Genomic DNA, 18,573 nt, shown 5'->3' with positions numbered 1-18,573 from the left:
TCGCTCATTCGTCGCGCGCCTCCTGCGAAACCGCGCGGCTCGCACGCTCGACTGTCATGATCCACCGGTTCTCGCCGTTGCGCATGGCCGCCTTTAGTTGCAGCGGCGCGTCTTTCGTTCCTGTCGTCGAGAGAGGCGGACCAAATGCCACATCCATTGCCCAGGGGCTCTCGGCCGAAAAACGTCCGATCACCAGGTCAAGCGTACCGTCGTCAAGCTGCTGGAAAAGTGCCTCGCCTGCGCCTGGCCGCCATTGTGCCTTCGCGCCGGTTCGCCGCTCAATTTCATGTACCAGCGTCCGGACTTGTGCGGCTTCGTGCACAGTTGGATCGGCGAGTGCGACCGTGAAGGTTCGTTGCTCAGCAATCCGCTTCGATGTGCCGGCCGGATCGCGAGGCAATATATCGCATGCGGCGAGGAGAGAAACGGCAAGGATTATCGCGCGCTTCATTGTTCGCGCGTCCTGTGATCGACGCGAATGTGGAGGCGGCAAGAATGAAATTCATTTCGAGCCCGGTCGACTTTGCCAGCCTGCCAGGCCTGGATCATCTGTGCTGTTAGAGTGGCATCGGGGATATTGTCGCCGCCACAGTCCTGCGCTTTCCTGGGCCGTGCCCTGAGCGAGCTCGCGTCGAGGGCCGCTGCTCCGCGCGTCGAAGCACAAACGAAGGCAATCGAAGAGCGATTGATGATTGGGGATGCTAACTGGGCGGTTTCCCTCCTCCCGCTGAATAGGGCTGCACTTTGCGGGACCAGAGCATCGCGCATCTGGGCATCTGCCTCTTCCATATGTCTCACCGCCTGGGATGATCCGGCTCGCCTCCTCGGCACGAAGAGGCCACCATCACATTCTTCGGATTAGTTGCAGGCTGATAACGTCTGGTAGCGAAAAAGAGCCATCGCTCTGACGGAGAGGCTTCGCTGAAAAACGGCCGACCTCGTATAAGGGGCTCATCTCCATGTCATGATGGTGGAGGGCGATCATCTGCACCCTCGCAAAAGTTCATCGATATACTCGGCTACCGCCGTTGCGGCAGCGCGCAGCGGCTCATCGATATGGATGTAGCGCTGCGTGACGCCGCGGGACGCGTGTCCCAGCAGTGCTGCGATCGTGAGTTCGGAGTAGCCAAGCCCGCCTGCGACACTTGCGAAAGTGTGGCGCAAGACATGCGGTGTCACGCCTTCGAGTCCTGCTCGATGGCAAATTCTATCCAAGACCCGCACTATGCCGATGAAGTGGCCATCTCCCCAATCGGCTGGGAAGAAATATCGCGAACCCGAATCGGCCTGCGCCGAAAGAAGCTGGAGAGCAGGCTGACCTATCACGCGTCGTTGCGCCCCCGTTTTTGTCGTCCTGAAGTGAATCGCGCTCTCCTCATCAAGGAGCCAGTCGCGCTCAAGACTGAGTGCTTCGAGCCGACGAAAGCCAGTCAACAACAGCAATCGGATCACGGCTATCCCGGTAGGATGCTCGTCATCTGCCTCAGCTTCTCTGAGCGCTATGCCGAGCTTCCTGATCTCAGCCTGAGAGAGCCACCTCATTTTGGGCGTGCTCGCAATTCTGCGAATGCCTCTCGCGGGATTTCTCTCGATTTCGCCAAGTCGTACGGCATGTTCGAAAATCGAGTGAAGCGTAGACATGCAGCGCGAGGCTACGCCTTCGCCGCCTTTGGTGGCTCCCCCACGACTGCCCACCCTGGGCTTGGAGGTCGCACCAGCAGCGATGTCGGCTTGGGCGCCTTCGATATCACCGAGCTTCAATGTGGCAATTATTCTGTGGCCTAGCAACGGACGGATATGGGCATCGACACGACTTCGATCCATCGTCAGAGTGGATGCCTTGATCGGCTTGCGGCTTCTGCCGATGATTTTGCCGGCTGAGGCTCGCTCAAGGTACCAGTCACAAATCTGGTCTACAGTATAGCCCTGCCCGCTTGACCGGGCATCCTCGACAGGGTCTCGCCCATTGGCGACATCGCCAAGAATGATGCGAGCCTGCCGCCTAGCTTCCTCCACAGTCATCAACCCGAACCGACCGATCACCTTTCTACGGCTCTGTCCGTTCGGCAAACGGTACTGAACGACGAAACTTCGCCGGCTCTGGCCGATAGAAACAGCGAAGCCACGCAGCTCGCTGTCCCACAGAAGATGATTCGAACCTTTGACCCCATCTTTCGAAGGTTTCTGAGCTTCGATGAGCGTTTTTGTGATTTTCGCCATGATTTCAGTCGCCTGCCAAATGACCCAAAAATCTGCTTACTTTTTCCGGATTTCGACCTGATTTTGCTTATTTTATAAGTCCTGGAGGTCAAATCCGGGCGTAGGGCAGGATAACACTAACGAATCTCGATCGCAAACAAACGGCAGAAATGCGTGCTTTTTGCTGTTTTAGGGTAGAATCGAAAAACACAGAAAATATGCTTCGGGCGAATTGCCAAGGTTGGGGTCGAGGGTTCGAATCCCTTCGCCCGCTCCAGTATTCCCAGAAATCGATACGATAATCACCCTTCGGGGGCAGCAAGGCCGCGTTGTCACATGCGCTTTCCTGCTGCGGCCACGCGGCCCTGATCCGCCTGTGGCCCGCCCTGTCGCGTGGTCCAGGGCTGCCAATGGCGATAAGCCACCAGTCCCATTCCCAACGCCTTTGTCGCACAAATGAAAGAATGCGCTTCTAGGCGCGACGCATTCCGCAATTCCCCGTGCGGTCACGACCATCAGGGGCGATCGAGGTGATCTGGACACGGGACGATGGCCGCATGCTGGCCTATGCATCCGGCAATTTCGGCAAGGCACTGGTTTTCAGCGGCGCGGATCTGACGATATTGTTCCTGCTGAGCGACGTGCTGAACCTTGGCGCGACGACGGCGGGATGGCTGATGCTCGCCGCGCTGTGCGGCGACCTGATCTTCGATCTGCTGGCGGCGCGGCTGACGATCCGCCTGCGACATGTCGGCAAGGGCTATCGCTGGATGGTGGCGGTGGCAGCAACGCCCTGCGCGATCGCCTTCGCCCTGCTCTATGCCATGCCCTTGCTTGGCGCCCGGCAGCTATGGATGCTGGCCATGGCCTTGCTGATATTTCGGGGCGCCTATGCCATCATCGACGTGCCGCACAATGCGCTGATGGCGCAGGTGACCAGCGACAGCAGCGCGCGGGGCCGTGTTTCGGGCTATCGACTGCTGTTCAGTACGGCGAGCGCGCTGATTGTCGCGACCTTGTTGACGCCGCTGGTGCAAGATGCGGGCAATACCCGGTCCTTCGATCGGCTGGCGCTCACCGGCGCGGCGACGGGCGCCGTCTTTGCCCTGACGATGATCCTGTGCGCATGGACCTGCGGCGGCGATACCGGCGGTGGTGCCGCCCACACCGCCCGGCAAAGCGCAAGGCAGGACGGCATCGACATCCCGTTTCGCGACCCGATGGTCGTGGCACTGGCTCTTCTGGCCCTGCTCACCGGATTTGCCGCACCGGCATTCGGACGCTCCCTGCTCTATATCGGCAGCTATGTCGTCTGCCGCCCCGATCTTGTCGCAACCTTGCTGCTGGCCGTGACGATCGGCCAATTCGCCGGCGTGATCCTGTGGACCGCGATGACCAGACGATTCAGCAAGAGCGCCCTGCTCGCCATGGGACATGGGGTCAGCATCATCGGGCTGGCGGGTTTCGCCGCCTGCCTGTCCTGGCCACCTGCCCTGGCCATATGTGGGGCGGTGATCGGCGTCGGCCTCGCCAGCATGTTCATGCTGCCATGGGGGCTGCTGGCCGATGCCGTCGATGTGGTGGAATGGCGCCATGGCAGGCGCTTCGAGACGGGCCTGTTCGCCTTCTACCTCGTCGTGGTCAAGGCAAGCGGTGCCGCCTTCTCAAGTCTGAGCGGCTGGACACTTGGCCTGCTGGGCTATGTGCCGGGGCAAGCACAGACTGCGGCAGTCCAGGCCGGCATGCTCGGCCTGGGGCTGGGCGTTCCTGTCCTTGGCAGCCTTTGCGCGATCCTGCTGATGCGGCGCTTCGACCTTGGCCATGCCCGCCATGCCCGGCTGCTCGCAGCCCTGGCACGGCGGGAGGCACGCGCTCAGTCGGGCGCCGATCCGGTTTCCGGATTGAAGCGCGGGTTGGAGAAATCGAGCGGCGCGGGCACGACCCTGGCCGGCGGGCTGGCGCTTTCCGCCCAGGCGCGGCAGAGCATGTCGCGCAGCATGGCAGCGCCGGCAGCGGTCCGTTCATAGACGAGGGCGCGCACATCCTTGTCGGCGAAGTCGGCAAAGCCGTCCCGCTTTTCGAGCTGATAGACATATTCCATCCGATCGCCCGCCTGATCCAGGAAGGCGAGGATCGCGTCGAACATATCGCCGTCGCGATGACCGGGCGCACCGATGCGCGGCGCGATGTCGGCCACGGTCAGCTTCATGCCATCGACGAACTGGCTTTCGAAGCGGCCATGGATACTGCGATCGCGGGTGTAACCGCCGGGATTGTCGCCGCGCCAGCCGTCCGAATGGATCGAGTCATGCAGCGGCTGGGCGCCGTCACCGATATAATGGCCAAGGCGGATCGTCTGGAAGGCGCAATGCTGGGCCGGGACGGATATGTCGCCCCCTTCGGCCTGCGCCTTGCGGACATGGCGCATGCAGACGACGAGCCGGTCGTAAGCCTCGATCGCCGCATAGGGCAAAGTGCCGGTCCAGCGGACATTGGTGCGTGCGGCGGTTGCCGGATCGCTGTCCTTGATCGTCTCATAGCGCTTGTAGAGCGCCAGGATGAATTCGTAGCGCGAGCGCGGGATCGGCTTCACGAAGCGGAACTGCTCGCGGAACCAGCCATGATTGGGGTCTTCCTCCATCTTGGAGAAATTCTCCGAATCCCCGCGCCAGCTGTCGGGCAGCGAGGCGGAGGCGGCGATATAGTCGGTATAGGCCTTGAGAAAGACAGGGCCGTCCTGCGGGATGGCGTCGAGCGCGGCGCGATCGATCACCGCATGGGCGGTGCCGCCCCAGGCCATGGCGGCGCCGGGGCTGAACGCCAGCGCGCCGAGCGCCAAGGCCAAGGTCAGTTTACGTGTCATCATGCCTCCCCTCAGGGGTCGAGCGGATCGCGCGGATCGACCCGCGCGGACAGGCGCGACGGGCGAAACAGCAATTCGGTGGGGGTCAGGCGCGCGCCGATGGCACCGGGCTGATAGCCCAGTTCCTTGTCATTGCGCTGCACGAACAGGGGATTTTCGATCATCGCGCTCTGCCCCGGATTGCAGACGATCAGCGTATCCTTGTCCAGCGGCGCCGCCATCGCCATCAGCAGGCGGGTGGCGTTGCGCAAATTGGTGGTGGTGTGCCGGGCATAGGGCTCGATGATGATGGCATCGGCCGGCACGCCATAGCGCTCGATCAGCGCCTGGCGCATCTCCTGCGCCTCGGCAAAGCGGGTCGCGCGCGGATGAGCGCGGCCGCCGGTCAGGATGAGGAAGGGTGCGTCGCCATCGGCAAAGCGGTTGGCGGCAAGACGCAGATGATATTTCCCAAACGGGCTCAGCGGCATGCCGTCGACTTCCGGGCCGACGCCGGTGACGATCAGCGCGCTGTAGCGATAGCGTTTCCAGTCGATATTTTTGGCCCGCGCCATGGCCGGGGCGTTGAGGCCGCCGGTCAGCGGTTCGAAGCCGATCGCGTCGGTGCGGTCGCTGACGTCGAGCAGCGCAAGGGCATAGTCGATGCTGGAATCCAGCGCCTGGGCCGATCCCTTGCGCGGCGTCTGCGCGATCCAGGCGGCGGCGCGCAGCCTGGCCTGGCGCTCGCGCGGGTCGATCGTGCCGGCGCCGTCGATATCGGGATAGGCGGGCACCTGCCCCAGCGCATAGCTGCGCAGGATGGCGTTGATCCCCTCCACCTCGCGGCGGATCTGCGCACCGGCGCCATCGTCCGCGACCGGCACGTCACGCAGCGATAGCGCAGCCTGCACCATCAGGGCGATTTCGGTCGGGGTCCAGATATGGGCCTGTGCCACGCAATCGACATCGCCGGCACACGCCGTGCGGCGATCTTCGCGGGCATGGAGCAGCGCATCCATGTCCGGCCGGGCGCGGAAGGCGGCAAGGGCGGCCGGATCGTGTCCAAGGGCATCCAGCACGGGAAAGAGGCGCCGCGACAGCGCCTCCGTCACGGCGTCGCGCGCCGCCCCGGCCAGAGCCGGGACGGGCGTGATCGCCACCGCCGCCATCGTCATCAACGACGCCGCAACGCGGCCGAGGCGACGGGCCATCACCAGGACTTGCTGATGACGAGGCGGAAGTTGCGGCCGAAGATCGGGCGACCATAGATCGCCTCGGCACTGCCCTGACCGCTCAGCGAGTCGGTGCGGGTATTGCCTTCGGTCAGGCCGTGGGCGTTGAACAGATTGTCGCCAACAATCTGTGCCTGCCAGCTGCCATGGCGCGCCGTGATGCCGGCGCCGATCGTGCCATAGGCCGGCAGCGCAGTGTTGTTGTAAAGGTCGACATAGCGCTTGCCCATATAGGTGTAGCGCCCATAGACCGACACGTCGGTGTCGCCCGTCTGGAAGTCGAAGCTGGGGCGGATATTGCCGTAGACCTTGGGCTGACGGACGATCTGGTTGCCTTCGGCCTGTTCCGGATCGGCGCCGGTCGAGCTTTCGAAATTCTTGTATTTGGGATCGCTGATGGTGAGCGCGCCATTGAGCGAGAACCAGTTGGTCAGCGCCAGCTTGCCGTCGAATTCGACGCCCTTCACCTGGGCTTCGCCGATGAAGGGCACGTTGACATCGTTGCGGCCCGTGGTCGGATCATAGGCCAGGAAGCTGGCGTTCAAGGGATCGAAATTGGTGTAGAAGCCGGTGACGTAGAGATAGGAGCGGCCGAAGGCGAGCTTCAGCCCGGCCTCGAACTGGTCGGCCTTGGTGGTGATGATGGTCGGGTTGATGCTCATCACCGTCTGGACGTTGGGCGGCGTTTCGAGGTGCGATGCGCGGCCATAGATGCCGACATGGCTGGAGAAGTCGTAATTGGCGCCGACCGTCCAGTTGGTGACGTTGGGCTTGAGTTTCTGGTTCAGGATCACGCCGGTGAAGGCACGGGTGCTGTCGTCCGCCAGGGTGCTGGAGTCGCCCAGTTTGGCCGCCTCGGTCAGCGCGGCCCAGCCCTTGTAGCTGTAGCGTTCGTGACGGATGCCGGCGTCGATGCGCAGGCCCGGCACGATTTCCCAGGTGTCGTTGGCGAAGACGGCGAACATCTTGGCGTCGCTGTCGCCCTGATTGAGGGTGGCGGCATAGTTGAGCACGCCATTGTCGGTGACACGGCCGATTTCCGCGCCGGCGGCATTATAGGCGACCAGGTCCAGCGTGCGCGGCTTGCCCGCCACCTCGATCAGGTAATTCTGATAGAGGGTGCGGCTGTCCTCGCCATAGAAGCTGCCATAGAGGCCGAGCTTGAGGTCATGGGTGCCAAAGCCGGTCTCGAACTTCTTGGCGACCGACAGATTGGCCTGGGCCGAATAGAATTTCGAGTGGATGTCGCGATACTGGCCCTGCATCACCAGGCCCGACGCCGCATAGGGATCATAGACGGTGTTGGTGCCGGCCAGCGTATAGCCGAAATGGTCGACCGCGCCGAAAGCCGTCGTGGCGCGGGCGAGATAGCCGGCGGCAAAGGCGTTGCCGTCAGCCGGGTTGGTGGTCGAGTAGAAGGCGCTGAAATCGAGCTTGCCCTGGGTATAGCCGGCCTTGGCCGAGACCAGCCAGCCGTCGAAATCGCCATCATATTGGGCGCCGAAATTGACCATCTGCATATGGCGGCCATCCGACAGGTCGCCGGTGCGGCTCTGGATCTGGCCGGTGCCGTCGCGATATTTGAGGTTCACATGGCGCAGCGCCGGCGAATTCATCGTGCCATCGAAATAGTCGATATATTTGTCGAGCGAGACGCTGGGATCGCGCGGATCGGAAATCGGGATCGGCAGATAGAAGACGTTGTGATCGTTCACATAGTTTAGGTTCAGCTTGATCGAGCCATTGTCGAAGTCATGCTTGATATTGGCGCGCAGCTGGCCGCCCTTGTCATTGGCGAAGCCATTGTCGCGATAGCCGTCATGATAGCGGATAAAGCCGCCGATCGCATAATAGGTGTCGTTGCCGAGCGGGCCGGCCTGATAGGCATCGAGGCGATAGAGGCCGGTGTCGCCCAGCGTGACCTGCGCCTTGCCGCGCGCTTCGTCGCTGCCGGTGACGGTGATGGCGTTGATGATCGCGCCCGAATAGCTGGCATAGACCGGGGCCGGGCCACCGCGCACGACCTCCACATGGTCGGTCATCAGATCCTGCTTCAGGATCGCATCGCCGCGGAAGAAGACGCCGTCATTCTCATGGAAGAGCGGCAGGCCGTCCTGCTGAAAGCTGACGAAGCCGCCATCATTGGGCAGGCCGCGGATGCGGTAGATATTCTGCACCTCGCCGCCGGTGATTTCGGTCTGGAAACCGGGCAGCTGGCCGATCAGGTCGGCGAAATTGACAGGCGCGATCTTCTCGACATCCTCGGCCGAGATGGTGTTGATCGCATAGGATACGTCGAAGCGGCGCTGGGCGCGAGTGGAGCCGGTGACGATGATGTCGTTGGGGCCGTTGCCGGCATCGGCAGCCGCTTCGGCGGCGGGCGCGGCGTCGGCGGCGGCCTGCGCCAGGGCAGGCGTGGTGATGGTGCAAAGCGCGGCAAGCGCCGTGCCGGAGGCAAGGAAAGTCTTGAGCATGATGCGTCCCCTCTGAATTGGTCGGGGCGCCTCTGGCCGTACGATATGACATTTTTAATTATTGTTGTGAAAATAAATAAATCCCCATAACCGGTCGTCGCTTTTCACCGATAGCGGGATCGATCATGCTATTTCCCACCCTGGACAAGGACCAGCGTCGTATCCTACAGATGCTGCGCAAGTCGGGGCCACTGTCCCGTTCCGCGCTGGCATCCGCGCTGGAAATCAGCGGAACCGCCCTCACCCGCCTGTCGCGCGACCTGATCGGGCTCAATCTGGTGGAGGAAGTGCCTAGCGCGGAAGCACAGGGCCGCGGGCGCCCGGCCATTCCCCTGCGGCTGGCCGGCCATGGCGGCTATGCGGTCGGCGCGACGGCGCACAAGGGCTTCATCGACATCGCCCTGGTCGATTTCACCGGCGCCACCATCGCCACCCATCATGAGGCCGTCGCACCGATCGATCCCCAGGGTTTTGCCCGCAAGGTGCGGCGCATGACGCATGAACTGGTGGACCGGCACGGCCTGCTGGGACGCCGCATGCTGGGCCTGGGCGTGGCGGTGCCAGGACCATCCCTGTCGCCGGCCGGCGATCGGTGGAGCGTCGTCGACGTCCTGCCCAATTGGCGCGATGCGCCGCTGCGCGACATATTGTCCGCCGAAATGGGCTGGCCGCTGTGGATCGAGAATGACGCCAATGCCGCAGCGATCGCCGAATATTATCTGGGTGGCCTGCTGCGCGATTTCGGCACGATCGTCGTGTTGCTGCTGGGCTTCGGCATTGGCGCCGGCGTCATTGTCGACGGGCGCCTGATGCGCGGTCAATATGGCGTCGCGGGCGAGATTGGCTGCCTGTTTCCAGGGCATCTGCCGCGTCCCAGCCCGCTGGATCTGCTGGCGATGCTCCGCAGCAATGGTTGCGACCTATCCTCGGTCGCGGACATTGATTTCCATGCTGCCGACCAGGCACCGACGATCGACATCTGGCTGGACCGGGCGGCCGAGCAATTGCAGATGGTCAGCAACACGGCCTTCGCCTGGCTCGATCCAGGGGCGATCGTGCTGGCCGGCACCTTGCCATCGACCATCCTGCAGGGGCTGGCCGATCGCCTGCATCAGGCGGACCTCGTCACCACGGTCCATCATCGCCGCCCGCCGGTCAGAATATCGAACCTGCATGGATCGCCGATCACCTTCGGCGCGGCCCTGCTGCCGATCCATGCCCTGTCTGCCGAGACATAGGATCGGCGTCGCGCCGGTGATGAACGGCAATGCCGAAAACGGGCCACGACGCGGCTCCATGGCCATGAACCACAGCGTGCGCTGCCGCCGCTATGTCACCTCATTGCGCAGGCAGGGTGCCGGGCCGCAAATAGGGGAACATGTGGGCCACATAATCAACCTTGCCCAGGTCCACGCCCTGTGCCCGCAGGATCGCGTAGGCGGTCATGATGTGGAAGTAGAATTGCGGCAACGCCCAGTCGCGGACAAATTGGCCGGCGGTGAGGTCGAAGATCATGCCCTGCGGCAGTGCATGGGCGATCGGCGCAGCCGGATCGATGGACGGCGCATCCGCCGCAAGGCTTTCCACGATCGCAATCGTCTCGGCTATTCTTGCCTGCGCATCGGCGATCGATCCGGGATTCTCGCCCGCGTTGCGGCCTTCATCGAGCAACTGCCCGACCAGCGGCGGGAAGGCTTCGCCGCGCAACCGGTACATGCCCTCCTGCGCCTGGACGCAGGCGAAGCGGATCTGGGTCGACAGCGGGAACATATCCGGCGCCAGCCGCGCGCCCGGCAATGTTTCGGCCATGCCATCCTGCGTCCCGGCCTCGGCCTTGGCCAGCCAGGCCGACAAAGCGCCCAGCATCTGGACATAGGTGGGAGCAAGAATATCCGGCAGAATCATGATCTTCTCTCGTTCAGACTGATGAGCGACCCTAGCGCGGGTCGGGCCGCCTTGCGATGCCTGGCTCAGCGATCCGGCACGACCTGCATGTCGTAGACCACGACCTTCTGCCACAGATGCTCGCAGGATTTGACGAAGGCCTGATGGATTTCGTGGTCCTGATAGACTTTCTGGTCGACCGCATTGTCGAAGACCATCAGTTCCGACACGTCGAAGGAGGAATCGACCACATCGCGCTTTTCGGTGCTGGCGGGCACGCCGATCTGCAGGTCGCGGATCACGGGGATCGCGCGCAACGTGCACAGGCCGGCGATCAACTGGTCGCGATCGGCCTGGTTGCCCGGCCGCTTCAGCCAGAAGAAGACATGATGAACCAGTTTCGCCTGAACCGGGGTCGCGGCCTGTGCGGAGGCCTGTGTCGAGGTCAGGGCCATGCCTGCGCCGCCCAATGCCATCATTGCCGCCAATTCCCTTCTGCTCGTTTCCATGATGCTCTGTCCCCTGTCGCTGAAAGGGCGGCGATCCGCGCCACCCGGTGAAGCCCTATACGCTGGCCGGCGCGATCGATGCGCGCTGCACCAGTTGATGGTCGAATATCTCGTCGCTGACGCGCATCCCGCCCTTGCCGAGCGCGCCGATCAGGCATTGGGTGGCGCGAAAGGCCATGTCCTCGACCGGCTGGCGGATCACGGTCAGCGGCGGCCACACGCGCGAGGCGAGGATGGTGTCGTCGAACCCGGTGACGCTCAGATCATGGGGCAGGGTCAGCCCCATCTGTCCAGCCTGGGCGATGACGCCCGCCGCCAGATCGTCGCTGCTGCACAGGATCGCGGTCGGACGGTCGGGCCGGGCGAGCAGCGCCTGCGCCGCCGCCATGCCGGATGCATGGTCGAACGCGCTATGTTCGACGATCAGGCTATCGTCCACGCGCAGGCCGGCATCCTGGAGGGCGGCGTGAAAGCCGTCGAGCCGGGCGGCGACCACGCTATAATGATCGGGGCCGGCAACATAGGCGATGCGGCGATGACCATCGGCGATGACGCGCCGGGTCAGCGCCTCCATTGCCGCCTGATTGTCGATCCGCACCGTCGATATGCCCGACAGCGGCGTGCCGGTGGCGATCGCGGCGAAGGGCACGCCGAGCGCCGGCAATATCGCCGATCCGCTCAACTGTTCGGCAAAGGGCGGGATCAGCAGCAGTGCGTCGGCGCCGCTGCGCACCAGTTCCTGGGCGATGCGTTCGGCCTCGTCCAGCGTCACGCCATCGCCGTCGCGCAGGATCAGTTGCAGCCCATTGGCATTGGTCGCCCGCAGCGATCCGACCAGAACGGCATCGAGAAAGGGCGTGCGCCGGTTGCTGTAGATGAGGCCCACCGTCGTCGCCCGCGCCTTGGCTAGGCGACGGGCGGCCAGATTGGGCACATAGCCCAGTTCCGCGATCGCCGCCTGCACCGTCGCGACCGTGGTCGCGCTGGCGCGGCCGGCGCCGTTGATGACGTTGGATACCGTCATCGCCGACACGCCGGCCCGTTCCGCCACGGCGCGGATCGTCACGCCATTTTCCCGCCGCCGGGCCATCAGAAGCTAATCCTCATGGTCCCTGATAGCCGGTTTTGCGGCGCAGCACAGCGTCGGGAGTGGGCCGCCCCTGTCAGACCCGGCCTGCCTTCATTTCCTTGACCGCATGGTCGACCGCGCGGGCAGTCAGCGCCATGAAGGTCAGCGACGGATTGACGCAGGAGATGGACGCCATCTGCGCGCCGTCGGTCACGAACAGATTGCTGGCATCATGCGCCTGGCTCCACTGGTTGAGCACCGATGCGCGCGGATCGGCACCCATGCGTGCGCCGCCCATTTCGTGGATGGCGTCGCCCGGCACATGTTCGCGGACCGAACTGGTGACGTTGGTCAGGCCCGCCGCACGCAGCATCTTTTCGCCCTGTTCGCGCGCGTCCGCCATCATCCGCATCTCATTGTCGCGGAAGGTGACGTTGAACTGCATCAGCGGCATGCCGAACCGGTCGGTCTTGTCGGGGCTCAGCGCGACATAATTATCCTCATAGGGCAGGCATTCGCCAAAGGCGCCCATCTGGAATTTCCAGCCGCCATATTTGCGCATGCCCTGCTTCATCGAAGCGCCGAAGCCGACCGGCTTGGACGGCTCGCGATAGGCGCCGCCCTGATAGCCATAGCCGCGCTTGAAGCCGACATCTTCGCTGTCGCCATTGTTGCGGAAGCGCGGGACATAGATGGCGCCGGGGCGGCGGCCATATTCGATGAACTCCTCCATGCCGGGGATGTCGCCCTTCACGCCGACGCGGAAGATATGGTCCATGACATAGCGGCCCAGCGTCCCGCTGCTGTCGAAATGGCTCTTGCCGCTGCCCGCCGGGCGCGAGTTCATCAGGATCTGGGTCGAGGCCAGCGCTGACGCGCACAGGAACACCAGCCGCGCGGACACGGTTTCGGCCTGCCCGGTCTTGGCATCGACGAAGCGCACGCCGCTGACCTTCTTGGTCGCCGGATCATAATCGAGATTGGTGACGACCGCGTCGGACCGCAAGGTCAGCCGCCCGGTCGCCCGCGCAGCCGGCAGCGTGACCGCCTGGGTCGAGAAATAGGCGCCGAAGGAACAGCCATTGCCGCACTGGTTGCGCAGCTGGCATTTGGTGCGGTTCTGCTCGGGCTTGTCCTCGGTCATGTTGGACAGGCGCGCATTGATCATCTTGCGGCCGGGGAATTGCGTTTCCAGCCGCTGCTTCATCCATTTTTCCGCGATGTTCATCGGCATCGGCGGCTGGAACTCGCTGTCGGGCAGATAGGCCAGATTCTCGCGCGATCCCGATACGCCGATATATTTTTCGACATAGCTGTACCAGGGGACCAGATCCTCATAGCGGATCGGCCAGTCACCGCCGATGCCCTCGCGCTTGTTCGCCTCGAAATCGGCCGGGCTCCAGCGGAAGCTCCAGCGGCCCCAGATCAGCGACTTGCCGCCGACCGCCGCGGGGCGGATCCAGTAGAATTTGCTGCCAGCGCCATAATCATAGGGGTTCAGGCGGTCATTATTGTAGAAGGCCTGATTGCTGGGCGCGACATAGCCATGCTGGGCGATGAAATAATCGCTCTGCTTGAGCGGGTCGGGCATGATGTTGCGGGCGGGCACCTCATAGGCGGGCTTGCCGTCATAGGTATAATCCTCGCCATGTTCGACCATATGGCCGCGGTCGAGCATCAGCACCCGCAGCCCCTTTTCCGTCAGTTCCTTGGCGGCCCAACCGCCGCTGATGCCCGAACCGATGACGATCGCATCGTACCTGTCTGTCGAAGCCATGATGTCCTCTCCTGGAGTTTTCTGTCTTGAGGCAGGCTAGTGGTCAGAAGCGCAGCGCGCGCAGCGTCTGGAAGCTCTTGGTGATGTCGGGAATATAGGGCGCGGGCGCCTGGTCATTCTCGACATAGAAATGCTGGACGCCGGCGATGGCGTTGAGCTTGAAGATCGCGGCGAAATCGACCGTGCCGCTGCCGACCGAGGTCATGCTGCGGTCCGCGCGCATATCCTTCACATGATAGGAATAGATGCGGCCGGCCAGGCTGCGGATCAGCGCCTGCGGATCCTGCCCGGCATAGATCGCCCAGTAGAGATCCAGTTCGATCTTCACCAATTCGGGGTCGCACGCCTTCACCAGCTGGTCGAACAGGCTGACGCCATCCGGCTTGGTGGTGAATTCGAAATCATGATTATGATAGGCAAAGCCCAGGCCCGCGGCCTTGAGCTGCGCACCGAAGCGGTTGATGTTGACCAGCGCGGCCTTCCACGCCTCCGCATTGCGATATTTGTCGACCATATAGGGCAGGACGACGGTGCCCGCGCCCAGCGTCTTCGCCATCGCCACGCTGGCGTCGAACTTGTCGAGCAGCGCGTCATAGCCGATGTGCAGCGACGGGCAGGTGAGGCCCAGCCGGTCCATCGTGCTGCGCAGCAGCTTGTGATCCATGGCGTCATAGCCGCCACCGCCAAATTCGACCTCGCGATAGCCGACCTTGGCAACCTTCTCCAAGGTGGCGACCGGATCGGCGGCGAACAGCTCGCGCACGGTGTAGAGTTGCAGGCCGATGCTTGCGATCTTGCCGGAGGCCCTGACGGCCTGCGCGGCGAAGGGGGAGGCGGCGAGGGCGGCCAGGCCGCCGGCGCCCAGCATCATGGAACGACGGTTGAGTTTCATGCGGAATAGACCTTGTTGACCTGGGAATAGGGGAAGGCGCCGTTATATTCGCCCGGCACCGGCAGATACTCGCGTTCCTGGGTGATCCCGATCTCGGACGTGTAATAGCCCACGATCACCATCTGCCGGAACGCCTCGAAAAACTCCTCGCCCTTGGGAATCTGGTCGTTCATCGCCAGGGTCAGCAGCGCGTCATGCTGCGCCGCCGATGCCTTGGTCGCGGGGATCTTGTAATCCTGCCAGCTGCGCGCATCGATTTCGGCAAGACCGGCGATGATCGGATCGCGATCCTCCGCCACCGACCAGTCGGCCAGCAATTTCTCGATATAGGCGGGGACGCCGGCCTCGATCGCGCCGGGCGTGTCGGTCGCCGGCAATATGCGTTCGCACAGCGCGGTCATCAGCGCCCGCTGATCGGGCGTGAACAGTTGCAGGCTGGGTGCGCCCTGATCGATCACGCCAGCGGCGGGCATCACCCCGGCGGCGCGCGCCAGCGGTGCGAACAGCCCGGCGCCGAACATGGCGACCATGCCCGCCAGCGCATGTCTGCGGTCCATCATTGTCCTGCTCCCTTCAGATCCTGTGCGATGGCTTCGTCCGGCAGCGGCCGGACCCAGATGTTGCGGAAGGACACGGGGCTGTCATGATCCTGCAACTGGATCGGCGCCTTGTCCCCATGGGCCTGATATTGGGCGATCGACCGCCATTTGGTGGTGCCCAGCATCGCCTGATGATTCTGCACCAGCACGCCGTTCAGCAGCGCGGTGACATAGGCCGGGCGGACCAGGCTGCCGTCGGCGGCGAAGCGCGGCCGTTCGAAGATGATGTCATAGCTTTGCCATTCGCCCGGCTGGCGCGACGGGTTCACCAGTGGCGGCTTCCAGGCATAGACCGCGCCGACCGTGCCGTCGGCATAGGTCGGGTTCTGATAGCCATCCAGGATCTGCACTTCGTAGCGCTGCATGAACCAGATGCCGCTATTGCCGCGATCCTGCGAGCTTTTGGTCGGCGGATTGGGCGACCGAAATTCCAGATGCAGCTGGACGTCGCCAAATTCCTGCTTCGATGTCAGGTTGTTCTCGCCGCCGCTCTGGCTGCGGGGCGGGATGGTCATGATCCCCTTTTCCAGCGTCCAGGGGCCGCGCTCGCCGCGCCATGCGTCGAGCGACTTGCCGTCGAACAGGATGGTTGCGTCGGACGGTGCGCCGCCAGGCTGTGCACCGCCGGCCTGTGCCGCCGGGGTGACGACGGTGGGGGCAGGGCGATCGGGATCATGGACGTGCCAGTTGCCGCCGGGCAGGATCGGCGTGTCCTTGAAACCCAGCTTGCCAGGCTTGTCTTGCGCCTGCGCCGCTGTGCCCATCAGCAGAGCCGTGGCCAGCGCGATACCCGTCCCTGCAAAGCCAGTCGGGATGATTTTCATCCTCGTCCTCCTCTCTTCCTATATTTGGTCGATGGCGCGATAGGCGGCCACCAGCCGGTCCTCGCCCTCGCGTCCGGCCAGCGAATTGCCATGTTCCATGCCGATCACGCCGCCATAATTGCGGCCCCGCAACCAGCGGACGATATTCGCGTAGTTGATCTCGCCGGTGCCCGGTTCCTTGCGACCGGGATTGTCGCCGAACTGGATATAGCCGACCTCCGCCCAGCAGGCCTCCAGCGTCGGGATCAGATTCCCGGACTGGATCTGCTCATGATAGAGGTCAGCCAATATCTTGACGCCCGGACTGTTGGCGCCGCGCGCCACCGCATAGCCCTGGGCGATCGACTGCATATAGACACCGGGATGGTTGGTCCGCGTATTGAGCGGCTCCATCACCAGCGTCAGGCCGTGCGGCGCGACAATGTCGCCGGCGCGGCGCATGCAATCGATGATCCGGCCGGTCTGGATATCCTGTGGCACCTTGCGGTCCATGAAGCCGGTAACGACGGTCGCATGTTTCGCGTTGAGGCGCTTGGCGACCTCCACCGATGTGCGGATGTCGGCCAGGAAGGCTTCGCGTTCGGCATCGTCATTGCTGCCGAGCAGCGGGCGGAACTCCGCCCATTTGGGCATGCTGGCGACGAACACGCCCATGGTCATGCCGCGCTGCGCCAGCGCCCTGGCCATGGCCTCCTGCTGCTCGACCGGACGTTTGCGTGCCTCATTATCCTCCCAGGCCCGAAAACCCTGGTCGGCGGCATAGGCGATCTGCTCCAGCAATCCGCCCCGGCTGGCAAAGCTGCCTTCATGCGGGGCGTAGCCGAGCGAGAAGCGGGCGGCATTGGAGGATCCCTTGCCGGCCGCAGCGGCGATGGCGGGGGTGGCAGCCGCGGCGACGCCGGCGGCGATCAGGTTTCTGCGCGACAGCTTCATGCCACAGCCTCCGCCCGGCGACCGGCGCGCCGGTCGGACAGCCAGATCAGCCCGAACACGACCAGCAGGATCAGCGGCACGAAGGCGAGGCGGGCGAAGGATTGCGACGCCGCCGCATCCTCCACCGCGCGCAGCGCCGGTCCGGTCAGGCGGGTGAAGGCTTCCGGCCCACCGGCCAGTTCCACCTTGGCCTGGTCGAACATCTCGCCCAGCCGCGGCAGCACGAAGAAGCTGGCAAGCGCGCCGGCCGAGCCGACAAGCCCCAGCGCCCAGGCGTCACCGCGCGGATAACGTTCGGCCACCGACGCCAGCATCGTCGGCCACATCGCGCATACGCCCAGGCCCCAGACGGTGGAGGCGAGGATGGCGGAGGCGGGCGACTGCGCCTGCGACAGCATGAACAGGCCGATCGCGGCGAGCAGGCTGGACACCCAGAGCAGGCCGGGGTTGGACAGGCGGCCGGCGATCCGGCCGGCAAAATGGCGGAACACGAACATCAGCGCGCTGACATAGACCAGCAGCAAAATGCCGCGCATGCCGACCCGGTTGCTGAGCGCGACGTCGAGCCACTGGCCCGGCGCCAGTTCGGACGAGGCGGTCAGGAACATCGCACCGAACCAGATGAAGAAGCTGGGGCGGCGGACCACCTCCAGCATCATGTCCTTCATCGCCCGGCTGCCGGCGGTGGCGGGCGGCGCGGGGAAGCGGGTGGTGGAGGCGATCAATACGACGCCGATGGCCGGGATATAAGCCAGCGCCATGATCGCCTGCCAGGGCAGCGCCGAGGCGAGGAACACGCCGGCAAGGCCGCCGACGATCAGCCCGCCGGGATACCAGGCGTGCAGCACGTTGAGGCGATGGGTCGTATCCTCGGGATAGAGGCGGGCGGTCAGCGGATTGATCGACGCTTCGGCAAAGCCCCAGCCGATGCCCGACAGCAGCATGCCCAGCCATACGAGGTGATAGACGGTCATGCCGGTCGCCATGCTGCCCGCACCCACGATCAGCGTCGTGCCGATCAGGAAGGCGATACCGCAGCCGATCAGCACGCGGCGGATGCCGATCGTGTCGAGAAAGGCGCTGACGACGAAGACGGTGATGGAAAAGCCCAGGAAGGCCGATCCCAGCGCCGCGCCGATCATCTCGCCGGCCGCGATCGGGGCGATCGGGTCGATCCATTCCGCCTTCAGGCTGCTCGCCACCGCCGCGCGGAGCGATGCGCTCATCGAGGCGGTGAACAGCGCCAGGACGCTCAGCCAGAAAAGTCTGTGCCGGTTAATCGCCGTCATATCGGCTCCTCTCCCTTTGGTCCCGCCGGCCTTCCGGTCGGGACATGTGT

The 18,573-nt window shown here is 64.0% G+C and carries 15 protein-coding genes and 1 pseudogene; 2 read left to right on the top strand and 14 right to left on the bottom strand.

Translation table 11 applies throughout. The features are described from left to right. Positions 1-4: 4 nt before the first annotated feature. Both ACUCV3_RS16735 and ACUCV3_RS16730 read right to left on the bottom strand, forming a co-directional pair. The gene (locus tag ACUCV3_RS16735; protein WP_063141437.1) at positions 5-451 is read right to left on the bottom strand and encodes a type 2 periplasmic-binding domain-containing protein; all 447 of its coding nucleotides are present in this window, start codon (positions 449-451) and stop codon (positions 5-7) included. A gap of 530 nt (positions 452-981) precedes the next feature. Further along, positions 982-2,220, bottom strand: a complete 1,239-nt coding sequence (locus tag ACUCV3_RS16730) for a tyrosine-type recombinase/integrase (protein WP_482240911.1) — start codon at positions 2,218-2,220, stop codon at positions 982-984. Positions 2,221-2,756: 536 nt separating this feature from the next. Here ACUCV3_RS16730 and ACUCV3_RS16725 point away from each other — a divergent pair. Continuing rightward, a pseudogene (locus ACUCV3_RS16725) lies at positions 2,757-4,004 on the top strand (MFS transporter); the annotation flags it as partial. 68 nt (positions 4,005-4,072) lie between these two features. Here ACUCV3_RS16725 and ACUCV3_RS16720 read toward each other — a convergent pair. The 3 genes from ACUCV3_RS16720 to ACUCV3_RS16710 are packed head-to-tail and all read right to left on the bottom strand — an operon-like array spanning position 4,073 to position 8,747. Beyond that, entirely contained in the window at positions 4,073-5,065 is a 993-nt protein-coding gene (locus ACUCV3_RS16720) for a phospholipase C/P1 nuclease family protein (protein WP_327755833.1), read from the bottom strand. An 8-nt stretch (positions 5,066-5,073) separates the two neighbouring features. Next, positions 5,074-6,252 carry a YdcF family protein gene (locus ACUCV3_RS16715; protein WP_125997982.1) on the bottom strand — a complete coding sequence of 393 codons (1,179 nt, stop codon included), beginning with the start codon at positions 6,250-6,252 and terminating at the stop codon, positions 5,074-5,076. Continuing rightward, the gene (locus ACUCV3_RS16710) at positions 6,252-8,747 is read right to left on the bottom strand and encodes a TonB-dependent receptor (protein WP_482240910.1); all 2,496 of its coding nucleotides are present in this window, start codon (positions 8,745-8,747) and stop codon (positions 6,252-6,254) included. Before ACUCV3_RS16710 ends, ACUCV3_RS16715 begins: the two co-directional genes overlap by 1 nt. A gap of 125 nt (positions 8,748-8,872) precedes the next feature. Here ACUCV3_RS16710 and ACUCV3_RS16705 point away from each other — a divergent pair, with 125 nt between their 5' ends. Next, a complete protein-coding gene (locus ACUCV3_RS16705) occupies positions 8,873-9,985 on the top strand; it encodes an ROK family transcriptional regulator (protein WP_048936705.1) in 1,113 nt (370 codons plus the stop codon). A gap of 100 nt (positions 9,986-10,085) precedes the next feature. On the opposite strand, the gene ACUCV3_RS16700 is transcribed toward ACUCV3_RS16705, so the two are convergent. From ACUCV3_RS16700 to ACUCV3_RS16660, 9 genes are all read right to left on the bottom strand, one after another. Continuing rightward, complete coding sequence (locus ACUCV3_RS16700; RefSeq protein ID WP_048936706.1) at positions 10,086-10,652, bottom strand: DUF1993 domain-containing protein; 567 nt, start codon at positions 10,650-10,652, stop codon at positions 10,086-10,088. A gap of 65 nt (positions 10,653-10,717) precedes the next feature. Next, on the bottom strand, positions 10,718-11,110 hold the full coding sequence (locus ACUCV3_RS16695) for a Dabb family protein (RefSeq protein ID WP_482240909.1): 393 nt from the start codon (positions 11,108-11,110) through the stop codon (positions 10,718-10,720). 85 nt (positions 11,111-11,195) lie between these two features. Next, the gene (locus ACUCV3_RS16690; RefSeq protein ID WP_279727391.1) at positions 11,196-12,230 is read right to left on the bottom strand and encodes a LacI family DNA-binding transcriptional regulator; all 1,035 of its coding nucleotides are present in this window, start codon (positions 12,228-12,230) and stop codon (positions 11,196-11,198) included. A gap of 73 nt (positions 12,231-12,303) precedes the next feature. Further along, positions 12,304-13,986: a GMC oxidoreductase gene (locus ACUCV3_RS16685; RefSeq protein WP_063141431.1), complete on the bottom strand. Its 1,683-nt coding sequence runs from the start codon at positions 13,984-13,986 to the stop codon at positions 12,304-12,306. A 43-nt stretch (positions 13,987-14,029) separates the two neighbouring features. Further along, entirely contained in the window at positions 14,030-14,878 is an 849-nt protein-coding gene (locus ACUCV3_RS16680) for a sugar phosphate isomerase/epimerase family protein (protein ID WP_279727388.1), read from the bottom strand. Further along, positions 14,875-15,438, bottom strand: a complete 564-nt coding sequence (locus tag ACUCV3_RS16675; protein ID WP_004209525.1) for a gluconate 2-dehydrogenase subunit 3 family protein — start codon at positions 15,436-15,438, stop codon at positions 14,875-14,877. Before ACUCV3_RS16675 ends, ACUCV3_RS16680 begins: the two co-directional genes overlap by 4 nt. After that, the gene (locus ACUCV3_RS16670) at positions 15,435-16,301 is read right to left on the bottom strand and encodes a 3-keto-disaccharide hydrolase (protein WP_482240908.1); all 867 of its coding nucleotides are present in this window, start codon (positions 16,299-16,301) and stop codon (positions 15,435-15,437) included. The genes ACUCV3_RS16675 and ACUCV3_RS16670 overlap by 4 nt, the downstream gene beginning before the upstream one ends. Before the next feature lie 18 nt (positions 16,302-16,319). Then, positions 16,320-17,234: a hydroxypyruvate isomerase family protein gene (locus tag ACUCV3_RS16665; protein WP_279727386.1), complete on the bottom strand. Its 915-nt coding sequence runs from the start codon at positions 17,232-17,234 to the stop codon at positions 16,320-16,322. Continuing rightward, positions 17,231-18,523, bottom strand: coding sequence for an MFS transporter (locus tag ACUCV3_RS16660; RefSeq protein ID WP_004209522.1), 1,293 nt, complete (start codon positions 18,521-18,523; stop codon positions 17,231-17,233). Before ACUCV3_RS16660 ends, ACUCV3_RS16665 begins: the two co-directional genes overlap by 4 nt. Between the last annotated feature and the right edge of the window lie 50 nt (positions 18,524-18,573).

Source organism: Sphingobium sp. VMM (assembly GCF_056790315.1).
Note: the sequence above shows the minus strand (reverse complement) of the source record. Positions and strands in the feature narration are given on the sequence as shown.